Below are 15,365 nucleotides of genomic sequence, written 5' to 3' on the forward strand. Positions count from 1 at the left end.
CGTCCGCGCCACAGCACGCGAGCACGCGCGTGCGCAGGGCAGTACACCGGGCGCGAGCACTGAGGAGCACCGTTGAGCAGGTTGCGCTGGCTGACCGCGGGGGAGTCCCACGGTCCCGCACTCGTCGCGACGCTGGAGGGTCTTCCCGCCGGCGTGCCGATCACCACGGACATGGTGGCGGACCATCTCGCGAGGCGGCGGCTGGGCTACGGTCGCGGTGCCCGGATGAAGTTCGAGCGCGACGAGGTGACCTTCCTCGGCGGCGTCCGGCACGGCAAGACCCTCGGCTCCCCGGTCGCGATCATGGTCGGCAACACCGAGTGGCCCAAGTGGGAGCAGGTCATGGCGGCCGACCCGGTGGACCCGGAGGTGCTGGCCGGCCTCGCGCGCAACGCGCCGCTGACCCGCCCCCGGCCCGGCCACGCCGACCTGGCCGGCATGCAGAAGTACGGCTTCGACGAGGCCCGTCCGGTGCTGGAGCGCGCCTCCGCCCGGGAGACGGCGGCCCGGGTCGCGCTGGGCGCGGTCGCCCGCTCGTACCTGAAGGAGACGACCGGCATCGAGATCGTCTCCCACGTGGTCGAGCTGTGCTCGGTCAAGGCACCGCAGGGCGTCTACCCGACCCCGGCCGACGTGGAGAAGCTCGACTCCGACCCGCTGCGCTGCCTGGACGCGGACACCTCGAAGGCGATGGTCGCCGAGGTCGACCGGGCGCACAAGGACGGCGACACGCTCGGCGGCGTGGTCGAGGTGCTGGCCTACGGCGTTCCCGTGGGGCTCGGCTCGCACGTCCACTGGGACCGCAAGCTGGACGCCCGCCTGGCCGGGGCGCTCATGGGCATCCAGGCCATCAAGGGCGTCGAGATCGGCGACGGCTTCGAACTCGCCCGCGTGCCCGGTTCCAAGGCGCACGACGAGATCGTCAACACGCCCGAGGGCATCCGGCGGGTCTCCGGCCGCTCCGGCGGCACCGAGGGCGGCCTGTCCACCGGCGAGCTGCTGCGCGTCCGGGCGGCGATGAAGCCGATCGCCACCGTCCCGCGCGCCCTGAAGACCGTGGACGTCACCACCGGCGAACCGGCGCAGGCCCACCACCAGCGCTCCGACGTCTCCGCCGTCCCCGCGGCCGGCATCGTCGCCGAGGCCATGGTGGCGCTGGTCCTCGCGGACGCGGTCGCGGAGAAGTTCGGCGGCGACAGCGTCACCGAGACCCGCCGCAATGTGCGCGGCTACCTCGACAACCTGGCCATCCGATGAGCGCACCGCTGATCGTGCTGGTCGGCCCGATGGGCGTGGGCAAGTCCACCGTCGGGCGCATCCTCGCCGAGCGCCTCGGCACCGGCTTCCGGGACACCGACGACGACGTGGTCGCCGCCGAGGGCCGCTCCATCTCCGACATCTTCGTCGAGGACGGCGAGCCCGCCTTCCGCGCCCTGGAGAAGCAGGCGGTGCGCGCCGCCGTCGCCGAGCACGAGGGCGTCCTCGCCCTCGGCGGCGGTGCCGTGCTCGACCCCGGCACCCGCCGACTGCTCTCCGGACTGCGGGTCGTCTACCTCTCCATGGACGTCGACGAGGCGGTCAAGCGCACCGGCCTCAACGCCGCCCGCCCGCTGCTCGCGGTCAACCCGCGCAAGCAGTGGCGTGAACTGATGGAGGCCAGGCGGCACCTGTACGAGGAGGTCGCCACCGCCGTCGTCCCGACCGACGGCCGCACCCCCGACGAGGTCGCCCAGGCCGTCCTGCACGCACTGGAGCTGCCCGCAGCCGCGAAGACCCCCGACCCCCGCCAGGAGGAAGCCATGCCAGCCCCCGTCACCCGGATCCACGTCGGCGGCACGGCGGGCACCGAACCCTACGACGTCCTGGTCGGCCGTCAACTCCTCGGCGAGCTGGCCGGACTGATCGGCACCAGGGCCAAGCGGGTCGCCGTCATCCACCCCGAGGCGCTCGCCGAGACCGGCGAGGCGCTCCGCGCCGACCTGGCCGAACAGGGCTACGAGACCATCGCGGTCCAGGTGCCCAACGCCGAGGAGGCCAAGACCGCCGAGGTCGCCGCCTACTGCTGGAAGGCGCTCGGCCAGTCCGGCTTCACCCGCACCGACGTCATCGTCGGTGTCGGCGGCGGCGCGACCACCGACCTCGCCGGTTTCGTCGCGGCGACCTGGCTGCGCGGCGTCCGCTGGATCGCCGTGCCCACCACCGTCCTCGCCATGGTGGACGCGGCCGTCGGCGGCAAGACCGGCATCAACACCGCCGAGGGCAAGAACCTCGTCGGCGCCTTCCACCCGCCCGCCGGCGTGCTGTGCGACCTCGCCGCCCTGGACTCCCTCTCGGTCAACGACTACGTCTCCGGTCTCGCCGAGGTCATCAAGGCCGGCTTCATCGCCGACCCGGTCATCCTCGACCTGATCGAGTCCGATCCCGAGGCCGCCCGCACCCCCGCGGGCCCGCACACCGCCGAACTCATCGAACGCTCGATCCGCGTCAAGGCCGACGTCGTCTCCTCCGACCTCAAGGAGTCCGGCCTGCGCGAGATCCTCAACTACGGCCACACCCTCGGCCACGCCATCGAGAAGAACGAGCGCTACACGTGGCGCCACGGCGCCGCCGTCTCCGTCGGCATGCACTTCGCCGCCGAACTCGGCCGCCTGGCCGGCCGCCTGGACGACGCCACGGCCGACCGCCACCGCACCATCCTCGAAGCCGTGGGCCTGCCCCTGCACTACCGCTACGACCAGTGGCCCAAGCTGCTGGAGACGATGAAGGTCGACAAGAAGTCCCGCGGGGACCTGCTGCGCTTCATCGTCCTGGACGGCCTCGCCAAGCCGACGGTGCTGGAGGGGCCCGACCCGGCCGTCCTGCTCGCCGCATACGGCGAGGTCGGCGAGTAACCGACCCCGATCAGCCCGGCATGACGGGCACTCAGGGCCGCCCTCGCCCGTTCACACCATGACGACCGAGGGCGGTACCGTTCGGTACGCAGCGGGGTCACCCCCTGCTGTCCACGCCCCAACGCCTGTACGAGACGGAGTGGCACCGGATGCAGCATGCAGTGGGTTCTCCGCTGCCGCCGCCCCATCAGCCGGGGCAGGGACCGGCCACCGGCTGGTCACCGGCCGCACACCACCCGGGTCCGCACCAAGGGCCCGCGCCCATGCCCGCGCCGCCGCAGGCGCCGGGCGGTTACCCCGTGCCCCCGCCCCCGCCTCCCGCGGGCCACCCCTCGGCGCCGCCGCCCGACACCACCGGCCATGTGCCGCTGCCCCCGGGCGGCCCCGTCGCCGTACCGAACCCGCCCCAGGCCACCGCGCCGCCCGACCCGACCGCCACCACCATCGCGGTGCTGCTGATAGGCCCCGCCGGCGCGGGCAAGACGAGCGTGGCGAAGTACTGGGCCGACCACCGGCGTGTCCCCACCGCCCACATCAGCCTGGACGACGTGCGCGAATGGGTCCGCTCCGGCTTCGCCGACCCGCAGGCCGGATGGAACGACAACTCCGAGGCCCAGTACCGCCTGGCCCGCCGCACCTGCGGCTTCGCCGCGCGCAACTTCCTGGCCAACGGCATCTCGTGCATCCTCGACGACGCGGTGTTCCCCGACCGCCCGGTCGTCGGCCTCGGCGGCTGGAAGCGGCACGTGGGCCCGGGGCTGCTCCCCGTCGTCCTGCTCCCCGGCCTCGAGATCGTCCTCGAACGCAACGCGGAGCGCACGGGCAACCGGCGGCTCAGCGACGAGGAGGTCGCCCGCATCCACGGCCGCATGGCCGGCTGGTACGGCTCCGGTCTCCCCATCATCGACAACTCGCAGATGGACATACCCGAGACGGCGAAGGTCCTGGACGAGGTCCTGGCACGGGCCATCGCAAGCCCCCCGAAGTGGTGAGAGCACCCGGTGCCGGTGCCGGCCCGCCTGCCCGCGGCGGCGGACCGACGGCGTGCGGGGGTGTGGTGGTGGGGCGGGGCCGCTCGGCCGGGCCCCCGCACCGGGCAGCCGGGGCAGCGCCGGGAGGGGCGCGACCGCGGCCCCCTCCCTGACGCCGCCGCACCCCCGGCCCTCACCGCCCCGTCACCGCACCCGCTCGGCCCCGCTCGAACGGCGACATTCCGCCAGAGCTCATACGCTCGGTGCATGTCAGAGGTGTACGCGGTCCGCCGTGCCCGGCTCCGGGAATGCTGCAACGCGGGCGGCAGCGCGGCGGCGCTGGTGTCCCGCCCCGCCAATGTGCGCTACCTCGCCGGCCCCGCCCCCGAGGGCTCCGTCCTCCTGCTGGGCCGCACCGACGACGTCCTCGTCTGCCCCGGCACACCCGACGACCGGCCCCCCGGCACCCCCGAGTCCCGCCCCGACGAGAACCTCCCCGTCCGCCTCGCCCCCGGCCCCAACGCCGACCCCACCCTCACCGCCGCCGCCCTGGCGGCCTCCCAGGGCGCCGATTCCCTCGCCGTTGAGGAACACCACCTCACCGTCAGCCGCCACCGCGCCATCGCCTCCGCCGCCCCCACCCTCCGTCTCGCCGACATCGGCGGGGCCGTGGAGCAGCTCAGGGTCGTCAAGGACGAGGAGGAGATCTCCTGCCTCCGCATCGGCGCCGAGATCGCCGACCAGGCCCTCGGCGAGCTCCTGGAATCCATCCTCGTCGGCCGCACCGAACGCCACCTCGCCCTGGAGCTGGAACGCCGCCTCGTCGACCACGGCGCAGACGGCCCCGCGTTCCCCACCTCCGTCGGCACCGGACCCAACTCCGGCCGCCGGGGCCACCGCCCCACCGACCGCCGCGTCGAGGAGGGCGACTTCCTCTCCGTCTGCCTGGGCGCCACCTACCGCGGCTACCGCTGCGAGATCGGCCGCACCTTCGTGATCGGCACCGCTCCCGCGGACTGGCAGATCGAGCTCTACGACCTCGTCTTCGCCGCCCAGCGCGCCGGCCGTGAGTCCCTGGTACCCGGCGCGGCCTGCCGCGACGTGGACCACGCCGCGCGCCAGGTCCTGGACTCCGCGGGCTACGCCGACGCCCTCCAGCCGCTCACCGGTCACGGTGTGGGCCTCGAAATCGGCGAGGACCCTCAGCTGGCCCCGTCGGCCATGGGTAAACTGGACGCTTGCGTGCCGGTCACCGTCGAACCGGGGGTCCACCTCCCGGGCCGGGGTGGTGTCCGGATCGATGACACGCTCGTCGTCCGCCCCGAGGCGGATGGCGGACCCGAGCTACTCACCATTACGACCAAGGAGCTGCTCGCGCTCTAGCCCTCACGCTGTGCGCATGTGCCCCGGGGTCGTCCACGTCAGTCCAGTCCAGGAGAATCCTCAACCGTGGCTTCCACGAACGACCTCAAGAACGGCATGGTGCTCAAGCTCGAAGGCGGCCAGCTCTGGTCCGTCGTCGAGTTCCAGCACGTCAAGCCCGGCAAGGGCCCGGCCTTCGTGCGCACCAAGCTGAAGAACGTGCTTTCCGGCAAGATCGTCGACAAGACCTTCAACGCCGGTGTCAAGGTCGAAACGGCCACCGTCGACAAGCGTGACATGCAGTTCTCCTACATGGACGGCGACTACTTCGTCTTCATGGACATGGAGACCTACGACCAGCTGCACGTGGACCGCAAGGTCGTCGGCGACGCCGCCAACTTCCTCGTCGAGGGCTTCGAGGCCACCGTCGCCCAGCACGACGGCGAGGTGCTCTTCGTCGAGCTCCCGGCCGCCGTCGAGCTGACGGTCGCCGAGACCGAGCCCGGTGTCCAGGGCGACCGTTCCACCGGTGGCACCAAGCCCGCGACGCTGGAGACCGGCCACCAGATCCAGGTCCCGCTCTTCATCACCACCGGTGAGAAGATCAAGGTCGACACCCGTACCAGCGACTACCTCGGCCGGGTGAACAGCTAACCGTGGCTGCCCGCAACACGGCCCGCAAGCGTGCCTTCCAGATCCTCTTCGAGGGTGACCAGCGCGGCGCCGACGTCCTGACCGTGCTCGCCGACTGGGTCCGGCACTCGCGTACCGACCCCCGGCAGCCCCCGGTCAGCGAGTACACGATGCAGCTCGTCGAGGGCTACGCGGACCACGCGAAGCGGATCGACGAGCTGATCGCGCAGTACGCGGTCGGCTGGACGCTGGACCGGATGCCCGTGGTGGACCGCAACATCCTCAGGCTCGGCGCCTACGAGCTGATCTGGGTCGACGAGACCCCGGACGCCGTGGTGCTGGACGAGATGGTGCAGCTCGCCAAGGAGTTCTCCACCGACGAGTCGCCCTCGTTCGTCAACGGCCTGCTCGGCCGCCTGAAGGAGCTGAAGCCGTCGCTGCGCCGCGAGGCGTGAGCGGCACCGCGGGGCGCACCGCGCACGACGCGCAGGGCGCTCCGCGCGCGAGCTACCACAAGGCGCTCCGCGCCCCAGACACCGAAAAGCCGCCGGGGTGGCCGGAACCAGCAGGTTCCGGCCACCCCGGCGGCACGTTTCTGCGCAGACGTGCGAGGGCTTACGAGACCTCAGGCATCCTCGTGCGAGGCCACCGCGCGACGCGCGTCCGCATCCAGCACGCCCCAGCTGATCAGCTGCTCGGTGAGGACCGAGGGCGACTGGTCGTAGATGACGGCGAGGGTGCGCAGGTCGTCCTGGCGGATCGAGAGCACCTTGCCGTTGTAGTCGCCGCGCTGGGACTGGATCGTCGCCGCGTAGCGCTGCAGCGGGCCGGCCTTCTCGGCCGGCACCGTGGCCAGCCGCTCCAAGTCGAGGACCAGCTTCGGCGGCGGCTCGGCGGCACCGCCAGGGGTCGTGCCCGGCAGCAGCTCCTGCACCGGAACGCCGTAGAAGTCCGCCAGCTCCGCGAGGCGCTGAACGGTCACCGCGCGGTCGCCGCGTTCGTACGAACCGACCACGACCGCCTTCCAGCGTCCCTGGGACTTCTCCTCCACGCCGTGGAGGGAAAGGCCCTGCTGGGTGCGGATCGCCCGGAGCTTCGCCCCGAGCTGTTTGGCGTATTCGCTGGACATATGGCTCCCCGGCACTGGGTCGACGCGGCGGGAGGGGTTCCTGCCGCGCAGCTGGTAACTCACTGTGAGGTTACGCAGCGTTACTCTGGCGCGTCAAGCCGAATGGTCCACACCGACTCTTCCGTGCTGACGAAGACCGCTTACGCCGAACGGGTGATCGCGGCCCGCTCGGGGAGTGATCAGGGGGCCGCCGGGGGTTTCCGGGCGACCTGATACGGTGGGTGACGCAATCCCGACGTCCTTTAAGGTCCGTCCCGTGAGGCGGAGAAGGAGGTCCGTTTCGTATGGACAAGCAGCAGGACCCGCCGTCCGATGCGCAACCCGGCGACGCACGAGCCGTACTCGAGGCTCCTGACATCGCGCGGGTCCTGACCCGCATCGCCCACGAGATCGTCGAACGCGCCAAGGGCGCCGACGACGTGGTGCTCCTCGGCATCCCCACCCGCGGCGTCTTCCTCGCCCAGCGCCTCGCCGCCAAGCTCGAGCAGATCACCGAGCGCAAGGTTCCGGTCGGCTCGCTCGACATCACCATGTACCGCGACGACCTGCGCATGCACCCGCCGCGTGCGCTGGCCCGCACCGACATCCCCGGTGACGGCATCGACGGCCGTCTGGTCGTCCTCGTCGACGACGTGCTCTTCTCCGGCCGCACCATCCGCGCCGCCCTCGACGCGCTCAACGACATCGGCCGCCCCCGCGCGGTGCAGCTCGCCGTGCTCGTCGACCGCGGCCACCGAGAACTGCCCATCCGCGCCGACTACGTCGGCAAGAACCTCCCCACGTCGCTGCGGGAGACGGTCAAGGTCCTGCTCGCCGAGGAGGACGGTCGCGACACCGTGCTGCTCGGTGCCAAGCGGACCGGTCAGTAGCGAGCAGAACAGCAGAGCCGGCACCGCATGCCCACGTGTGCCTCCGTGTGCCCGCGCACGCCCGCCCGGCCCGGTTCTGCCCTGGTTCTGCTCCGGTTCCTCCCAGAATCTCCCGAATGAACTGCCTTACGGAGCCTGACAGATGCAGCGTCATCTCATCTCGGCCGCCGACCTCACCCGCGACGACGCCGTCCTGATCCTCGACACCGCCGAGGAGATGGCCCGGGTCGCGGACCGGCCCATCAAGAAACTGCCCACCCTGCGCGGCCGTACCGTGGTCAACCTCTTCTTCGAGGACTCCACCCGCACCCGGATCTCCTTCGAGGCCGCCGAGAAGCGGCTGTCCGCCGACGTCATCAACTTCTCCGCCAAGGGCTCCAGCGTCTCCAAGGGCGAGTCGCTGAAGGACACCGCCCAGACGCTGGAGGCGATGGGCGTCGACGCCGTGGTCATCCGCCACGGAGCCTCCGGCGCCCCCTACCGCCTGGCCACCTCCGGCTGGATCGACGCCCACGTCATCAACGCCGGCGACGGCACCCACCAGCACCCCACCCAGGCGCTGCTCGACGCCTTCACCATGCGGCGCCGGCTGATCGGCCCGGACGCCGGGATCGGCCAGGACCTCTCCGGCCGCCGCATCACCATCGTCGGCGACGTCCTGCACAGCCGGGTCGCCCGCTCCAACGTCGACCTGCTGCACACCCTCGGCGCCGAGGTCACCCTGGTCGCCCCGCCCACCCTGCTGCCGGTCGGCGTCGACACCTGGCCCTGCGAGGTCTCCTACGACCTCGACTCCACGCTGCCCAAGTCGGACGCCGTGATGATGCTGCGCGTCCAGCGCGAGCGGATGAACGCCGCGTTCTTCCCCACCGAGCGCGAGTACTCCCGCCGCTACGGCCTGGACGGCGACCGCATGGCGCGGATGCCCGAGCACGCCGTCGTGATGCATCCCGGCCCGATGGTCCGCGGCATGGAGATCACCGCCGAGGTCGCCGACTCCCCCCGCTGCACCGTGACCGAGCAGGTCACCAACGGCGTGTCCATCCGGATGGCCGTCCTCTACCTGCTGCTGGGCGGCAACGAGCCCGCCGTCACCCCCGCCCGTACCACCGAGGAGAAGTGAGACAGATGAGCAAGACCCTGATCCGTGGTGCGAAGGTGCTCGGCGGCGAGGCGCAGGACGTCCTGATCGACGGCGAGACCATCGCCGAGACCGGCACCGGGCTGTCCGCCGAGGGCGCCGAGGTCGTCGAGGCCGACGGCAGGGTGCTGCTGCCCGGCCTGGTCGACCTGCACACCCATCTGCGCGAGCCCGGCCGTGAGGACTCCGAGACGGTCCTCACCGGCACCCGCGCCGCCGCCGCCGGCGGCTACACCTCCGTGTTCGCCATGGCCAACACATTCCCCGTCGCCGACACCGCCGGCGTGGTGGAGCAGGTGTGGCGGCTCGGCAAGGAGCACGGCTACTGCGATGTGCAGCCGATCGGCGCCGTCACCGTCGGCCTGGAGGGCCGGAAGCTCGCCGAGCTGGGCGCCATGCACGAGTCCGCCGCACAGGTCACCGTCTTCTCCGACGACGGCAAGTGCGTCCACGACGCCGTGATCATGCGGCGCGCCCTGGAGTACGTGAAGGCCTTCGGCGGGGTGATCGCCCAGCACGCGCAGGAGCCCCGGCTCACCGAGGGCGCCCAGATGAACGAGGGCGTCGTCTCCGCCGAGCTGGGCCTCGGCGGCTGGCCGGCCGTCGCCGAGGAGTCGATCATCGCCCGGGACGTGCTGCTCGCCGACCACGTCGGCTCCCGGGTGCACATCTGCCACCTGTCGACCGCCGGGTCCGTGGAGATCGTCCGCTGGGCCAAGTCCCGCGGCATCGACGTCACCGCCGAGGTCACCCCGCACCACCTGCTGCTCACCGACGAGCTGGTGCGCACCTACAACCCGGTCTACAAGGTCAACCCGCCGCTGCGCACCGAGCGTGACGTGATGGCGCTGCGCGAGGCGCTCGCCGACGGCACCATCGACATCGTCGCCACCGACCACGCCCCGCACCCCCACGAGGACAAGGACTGCGAGTGGGCCGCGGCCGCCATGGGCATGGTCGGCCTGGAGACCGCGCTCTCGGTGGTCCAGGAGACCATGGTCGACACCGGACTGCTGGACTGGGCGGGCGTCGCCGAGCGGATGTCCTTCACGCCCGCGCGCATCGGACGGGCCGAGGGCCACGGCCGTCCCGTCTCGGCAGGTGAGCCTGCCAACCTCACCCTCGTCGACACCGCCTACCGTGGCCCGGTGGACCCCGCGGGCTTCGCCTCGCGCAGCCGCAACACCCCCTACGAGGGACGCGAGCTGCCGGGCCGTGTCACCCACACCTGGCTGCGGGGCAAGGCCACGCTCGTCGACGGGAAGCTCACGTGACACCTCTGATCCTGCTGGCCGCCGAGAAGGAATCGGCGGAAGTGACCGACTGGGCCGCCCGCATCGGCTGGGTCGTCGGCCTCGCCCTGTTCGTCGCGCTCGTCTACTGGCTGATGCGCGAGGGCTGGAAGTGGCGCGGCACGCTCCAGGGCGACCTGCCGGAGCTGCACAGCGCGCCGGACGAGCCCGGCCCGGCCAGACTGAGCATGAGCGGCCGCTACCACGGCTCCACCACCGCGGGGCAGTGGCTCGACCGCATCGTGGCGCACGGCCTGGGCACCCGCAGCCGGGCCGAGCTCACGCTCACCGACGCGGGACTGGACGTCGTGCGCCCCGGCGCGCAGGACTTCTTCATCCCGGCCCGCGCGCTGCGCGGCGCCCGGCTCGACAAGGGCATCGCCGGCAAGGTCCTCACCGAGGGCGGCCTGCTGGTGGTGACCTGGGAGCACGGCGAGCGGCTGATCGACTCCGGCTTCCGCTCCGACCACGCCGCCGAGCACACCGAGTGGGCCGACACCCTCAACTCCATGACCGAGAACCACCGCACGGAAGGCGCCGAACGATGACGACCTCCACCAGGGGAGCGGCCTCGCACAGGCACACCGCTCCCGCCGTACTCGTCCTCGAGGACGGCCGGATGTTCCGGGGCCGTGCCTACGGGGCCGTGGGGGTGACCTTCGGCGAAGCCGTGTTCTCCACCGGGATGACCGGCTACCAGGAGACCCTCACCGACCCCTCGTACCACCGCCAGGTGGTCGTGATGACCGCCCCGCACATCGGCAACACCGGGGTCAACGACGAGGACATGGAGTCCAGGAAGATCTGGGTCTCCGGCTACGTCGTGCGCGACCCCGCACGGGTCCCGTCCAGCTGGCGCTCCCGCCGCACCCTCGACGACGAGCTGCGCGCCCAGGGCGTGGTCGGCATCTGCGGCATCGACACCCGCGCCCTCACCCGCCATCTGCGCGAGCGCGGCGCCATGCGCGTCGGCATCTTCTCCGGCGAGGCGCTGCCCGACGCGGGCACCATGCTCGCCGAGGTGCGCCAGGTCCCCGAGATGAAGGGCGCCGACCTCTCCGCCGAGGTCTCCACCACCGAGCCGTACGTGGTGCCCGCCCTCGGCGAGAAGAAGTACACGGTCGCCGCCGTCGACCTCGGCATCAAGGGCATGACCCCGCACCGCATGGCCGAGCGCGGCATCGAGGTGCACGTCCTGCCCGCCACGGCGAGCACCGAGGACGTCTACGCGGTGAACCCCGACGGTGTCTTCTTCTCCAACGGCCCCGGCGACCCGGCCACCGCCGACCACGCCGTGGCGCTGATGCGGGCCGTCCTCGAGCGCGGCACCCCGCTGTTCGGCATCTGCTTCGGCAACCAGATCCTCGGCCGCGCCCTCGGCTTCGGCACCTACAAGCTGAAGTACGGCCACCGCGGCATCAACCAGCCCGTGCAGGACCGCACCACCGGCAAGGTGGAGGTCACCGCGCACAACCACGGCTTCGCCGTCGACGCCCCGCTCGACAAGGTCTCCGAGACCCCCTACGGCCGCGCGGAGGTCTCCCACGTCTGCCTCAACGACAACGTGGTGGAGGGTCTCAGGCTGCTCGACAAGCCGGCCTTCAGCGTCCAGTACCACCCCGAAGCGGCAGCGGGCCCGCACGACGCCGCCTACCTGTTCGACCGCTTCGTCAACCTGATGGAGGGCCAGCGTGCCTAAGCGCACCGATATCCAGTCCGTCCTGGTCATCGGCTCCGGCCCGATCGTCATCGGCCAGGCCGCCGAGTTCGACTACTCCGGCACCCAGGCGTGCCGGGTGCTCAAGGCCGAGGGCCTGCGCGTCGTGCTGGTCAACTCCAACCCGGCGACGATCATGACCGACCCGGAGATCGCCGACGCCACCTACGTCGAGCCGATCACCCCGGAGTTCGTCGAGAAGATCATCGCCAAGGAGCGTCCCGACGCCCTGCTGCCCACCCTGGGCGGCCAGACGGCCCTGAACACGGCGATCTCGCTGCACGAGAACGGCGTCCTGGAGAAGTACGGCGTCGAGCTGATCGGCGCCAATGTGGCGGCCATCCGCAAGGGCGAGGACCGCGACGAGTTCAAGGAGGTCGTCGAGGCCGTCCGCGCCAAGACCGGCCACGGCGAGTCCGCCCGCTCCTACATCTGCCATTCCATGGACGACGTCCTCAAAGGCGTCGAGGAACTCGGCGGCTACCCGGTCGTGGTCCGGCCCTCCTTCACCATGGGCGGCGCGGGATCCGGCTTCGCGCACGACGAGGAGGAACTGCGCCGCATCGCGGGGCAGGGCCTCGCCCTCTCGCCGACCACCGAGGTGCTCCTGGAGGAGTCCATCCTCGGCTGGAAGGAGTACGAGCTGGAGCTGATGCGCGACAAGCACGACAACGTGGTGGTCGTCTGCTCCATCGAGAACTTCGACCCCATGGGCGTGCACACCGGTGACTCGATCACCGTGGCGCCGGCGATGACCCTCACCGACCGCGAGTACCAGATCCTGCGCGACATCGGCATCGCCGTGATCCGCGAGGTCGGTGTCGACACCGGCGGCTGCAACATCCAGTTCGCGGTGAACCCGGCGGACGGGCGCGTCATCGTGATCGAGATGAACCCGCGCGTCTCGCGCTCCTCGGCGCTCGCCTCCAAGGCGACCGGCTTCCCCATCGCCAAGATCGCCGCCAAGCTCGCCGTCGGCTACACCCTCGACGAGATCCCCAACGACATCACCCAGGAGACCCCGGCCTCCTTCGAGCCGACCCTGGACTACGTGGTCGTCAAGGCGCCCCGCTTCGCCTTCGAGAAGTTCCCCGGCGCCGACTCCACGCTGACCACCACCATGAAGTCGGTCGGCGAGGCCATGGCCATCGGCCGCAACTTCACCGAGGCCTTCCAGAAGGCGCTGCGCTCGCTGGAGAAGACGGGCAGCCAGTTCACCTTCACCGGCGACCCCGGTGACAAGGACGAGCTGCTCAGGGAGTGCGTGCGCCCGACCGACGGCCGCATCAACACCGTGATGCAGGCCATCCGCGCCGGCGCCACCCCCGAGGAGATCTTCGAGCACACCAGGATCGACCCCTGGTTCGTCGACCAGCTCTTCCTGATCAAGGAGATCGCCGACGAGCTCGCCGAGGCGCCCGAGCTCACCCCCGAGCTGCTCGCCGAGGCCAAGCGGCACGGCTTCTCCGACCAGCAGATCGCCGGGATCCGGGGCCTGCGCGAGGACGTGGTCCGCGAGGTGCGGCACGCCCTCGGCATCCGCCCGGTCTACAAGACGGTCGACACCTGCGCCGCCGAGTTCGCCGCGCGCACCCCGTACTTCTACTCGTCCTACGACGAGGAGACCGAGGTCGCGCCGCGCGAGAAGCCGGCCGTGATCATCCTGGGCTCGGGACCGAACCGCATCGGCCAGGGCATCGAGTTCGACTACTCCTGCGTCCACGCCTCCTTCGCGCTGAGCGACGCCGGGTACGAGACCGTGATGGTCAACTGCAACCCGGAGACCGTCTCCACCGACTACGACACCTCCGACCGCCTGTACTTCGAGCCGCTCACGCTCGAGGACGTGCTGGAGATCGTCCACGCCGAGCAGCAGGCGGGGCCGGTCGCCGGGGTGATCGTCCAGCTCGGCGGGCAGACCCCGCTCGGCCTGTCCCAGGCGCTCAAGGACAACGGGGTGCCGATCGTCGGCACCCCGCCCGAGGCCATCCACGCCGCCGAGGACCGCGGCGCCTTCGGCCGGGTCCTGAAGGAGGCCGGCCTGCCGGCCCCCAAGCACGGCACCGCGACCACCTTCGCCGAGGCCAAGGCCATCGCCGACGAGATCGGCTACCCGGTCCTCGTCCGTCCCTCCTACGTGCTGGGCGGACGCGGCATGGAGATCGTCTACGACGAGGCCCGGCTGGAGACGTACATCGCCGAGTCGACCGAGATCAGCCCGTCCCGGCCGGTCCTGGTGGACCGGTTCCTCGACGACGCCATCGAGATCGACGTCGACGCGCTCTACGACGGCCACGAGCTGTACCTCGGCGGCGTCATGGAGCACATCGAGGAGGCCGGCATCCACTCCGGCGACTCGGCGTGCGCCCTGCCCCCGATCACCCTGGGCGGCTTCGACATCAAGCGGCTGCGCGCCTCCACCGAGGCCATCGCCCGCGGCGTCGGCGTGCGCGGACTGATCAACATCCAGTTCGCGATGGCCGGCGACATCCTCTACGTCCTCGAGGCCAACCCGCGCGCCTCGCGCACCGTGCCCTTCACCTCGAAGGCGACCGCGGTGCCGCTGGCCAAGGCCGCAGCCCGGATCTCGCTGGGCGCCACCATCGCCGAGCTGCGCGCCGAGGGGCTGCTCCCGGCGAGGGGCGACGGCGGCGAGCTGCCGCTGGACGCTCCGATCTCCGTCAAGGAGGCCGTGCTGCCCTGGTCCCGCTTCCGGGACATCCACGGCCGCGGGGTCGACACCGTGCTCGGCCCGGAGATGCGCTCCACCGGCGAGGTCATGGGCATCGACAGCGTCTTCGGCACGGCGTACGCCAAGTCGCAGGCGGGCGCCTACGGTCCGCTGCCGACCAAGGGGCGGGCGTTCATCTCGGTCGCCAACCGCGACAAGCGCTCGATGATCTTCCCGGCGCGCGAGCTGGTGGCGCACGGGTTCGAGCTGCTCGCGACCTCCGGCACGGCCGAGGTGCTCAAGCGCAACGGCATCAACGCCACGGTGGTGCGCAAGCACTCCGAGGGCCCCGGCCCCGGCGGCGAGAGGACCATCGTGCAGCTCATCCACGACGGCGAGGTCGACCTGATCGTCAACACCCCGTACGGCACCGGCGGCCGCCTCGACGGCTACGACATCCGCACGGCGGCGGTGGCCCGCTCGGTGCCCTGCCTGACGACGGTCCAGGCGCTGGCTGCGGCGGTCCAGGGCATCGACGCCCTCAACCGCGGCGAGGTCAGCGTCCGCTCGCTGCAGGAGCACGCCGAGCGCCTGATCGCGGCCCGCGACTAGCGTCCACCGCCGCGGTCCGGCCGTGGCCGGCCCTGCAGCTCCCCGCGCCCCCTACGGGCGCGGGCCCTTAGCCGCCG

Annotated in this window: 13 protein-coding genes; 12 read left to right on the top strand and 1 reads right to left on the bottom strand. The window is 71.6% G+C overall.

The annotated features are described in order from the left end of the window. The first annotated feature begins 72 nt into the window (after nt 1-72). The 6 genes from aroC to nusB all read left to right on the top strand — a co-directional run bounded on the left by aroC (nt 73) and on the right by nusB (nt 6,312). Nucleotides 73-1,257, top strand: coding sequence for a chorismate synthase (gene aroC, locus HCJ93_RS02605; protein ID WP_167990689.1), 1,185 nt, complete (start codon nt 73-75; stop codon nt 1,255-1,257). Continuing rightward, nucleotides 1,254-2,891, top strand: coding sequence for a 3-dehydroquinate synthase (gene aroB, locus HCJ93_RS02610; protein ID WP_167990690.1), 1,638 nt, complete (start codon nt 1,254-1,256; stop codon nt 2,889-2,891). Before aroC ends, aroB begins: the two co-directional genes overlap by 4 nt. Nucleotides 2,892-3,040: 149 nt before the next feature. Continuing rightward, nucleotides 3,041-3,883: a Pro-rich N-terminal domain-containing protein gene (locus HCJ93_RS02615; RefSeq protein WP_167990691.1), complete on the top strand. Its 843-nt coding sequence runs from the start codon at nt 3,041-3,043 to the stop codon at nt 3,881-3,883. Between the two features lie 246 nt (nt 3,884-4,129). Next, nucleotides 4,130-5,245, top strand: coding sequence for an aminopeptidase P family protein (locus HCJ93_RS02620; RefSeq protein ID WP_167990692.1), 1,116 nt, complete (start codon nt 4,130-4,132; stop codon nt 5,243-5,245). A gap of 66 nt (nt 5,246-5,311) precedes the next feature. Further along, a complete protein-coding gene (efp, locus tag HCJ93_RS02625; RefSeq protein ID WP_167990694.1) occupies nt 5,312-5,878 on the top strand; it encodes an elongation factor P in 567 nt (188 codons plus the stop codon). A 2-nt stretch (nt 5,879-5,880) separates the two neighbouring features. Next, nucleotides 5,881-6,312 carry a transcription antitermination factor NusB gene (gene nusB / locus HCJ93_RS02630; RefSeq protein ID WP_167990696.1) on the top strand — a complete coding sequence of 144 codons (432 nt, stop codon included), beginning with the start codon at nt 5,881-5,883 and terminating at the stop codon, nt 6,310-6,312. Between the two features lie 170 nt (nt 6,313-6,482). Here nusB and bldD read toward each other — a convergent pair whose 3' ends face one another. Then, on the bottom strand, nt 6,483-6,986 hold the full coding sequence (gene bldD / locus HCJ93_RS02635; RefSeq protein WP_006131213.1) for a transcriptional regulator BldD: 504 nt from the start codon (nt 6,984-6,986) through the stop codon (nt 6,483-6,485). Between the two features lie 284 nt (nt 6,987-7,270). Between bldD and pyrR the strand changes: the two genes are divergently transcribed. The 6 genes from pyrR to carB all read left to right on the top strand — a co-directional run bounded on the left by pyrR (nt 7,271) and on the right by carB (nt 15,288). Further along, nucleotides 7,271-7,855, top strand: coding sequence for a bifunctional pyr operon transcriptional regulator/uracil phosphoribosyltransferase PyrR (gene pyrR, locus HCJ93_RS02640; RefSeq protein ID WP_167990697.1), 585 nt, complete (start codon nt 7,271-7,273; stop codon nt 7,853-7,855). 142 nt (nt 7,856-7,997) lie between these two features. Beyond that, complete coding sequence (locus HCJ93_RS02645) at nt 7,998-8,978, top strand: aspartate carbamoyltransferase catalytic subunit (protein ID WP_167990699.1); 981 nt, start codon at nt 7,998-8,000, stop codon at nt 8,976-8,978. Between the two features lie 5 nt (nt 8,979-8,983). Beyond that, nucleotides 8,984-10,270 carry a dihydroorotase gene (locus HCJ93_RS02650; RefSeq protein WP_167990701.1) on the top strand — a complete coding sequence of 429 codons (1,287 nt, stop codon included), beginning with the start codon at nt 8,984-8,986 and terminating at the stop codon, nt 10,268-10,270. Further along, the gene (locus tag HCJ93_RS02655) at nt 10,267-10,836 is read left to right on the top strand and encodes a PH-like domain-containing protein (RefSeq protein ID WP_167990702.1); all 570 of its coding nucleotides are present in this window, start codon (nt 10,267-10,269) and stop codon (nt 10,834-10,836) included. Before HCJ93_RS02650 ends, HCJ93_RS02655 begins: the two co-directional genes overlap by 4 nt. After that, nucleotides 10,833-11,987: a glutamine-hydrolyzing carbamoyl-phosphate synthase small subunit gene (carA, locus tag HCJ93_RS02660; protein WP_167990709.1), complete on the top strand. Its 1,155-nt coding sequence runs from the start codon at nt 10,833-10,835 to the stop codon at nt 11,985-11,987. The genes HCJ93_RS02655 and carA overlap by 4 nt, the downstream gene beginning before the upstream one ends. Then, entirely contained in the window at nt 11,980-15,288 is a 3,309-nt protein-coding gene (carB, locus tag HCJ93_RS02665; protein ID WP_167990711.1) for a carbamoyl-phosphate synthase large subunit, read from the top strand. The genes carA and carB overlap by 8 nt, the downstream gene beginning before the upstream one ends. Nucleotides 15,289-15,365 lie beyond the last annotated feature (77 nt).

The organism is Streptomyces composti (genome assembly GCF_012034205.1).
GTDB lineage: Bacteria > Actinomycetota > Actinomycetes > Streptomycetales > Streptomycetaceae > Streptomyces > Streptomyces composti.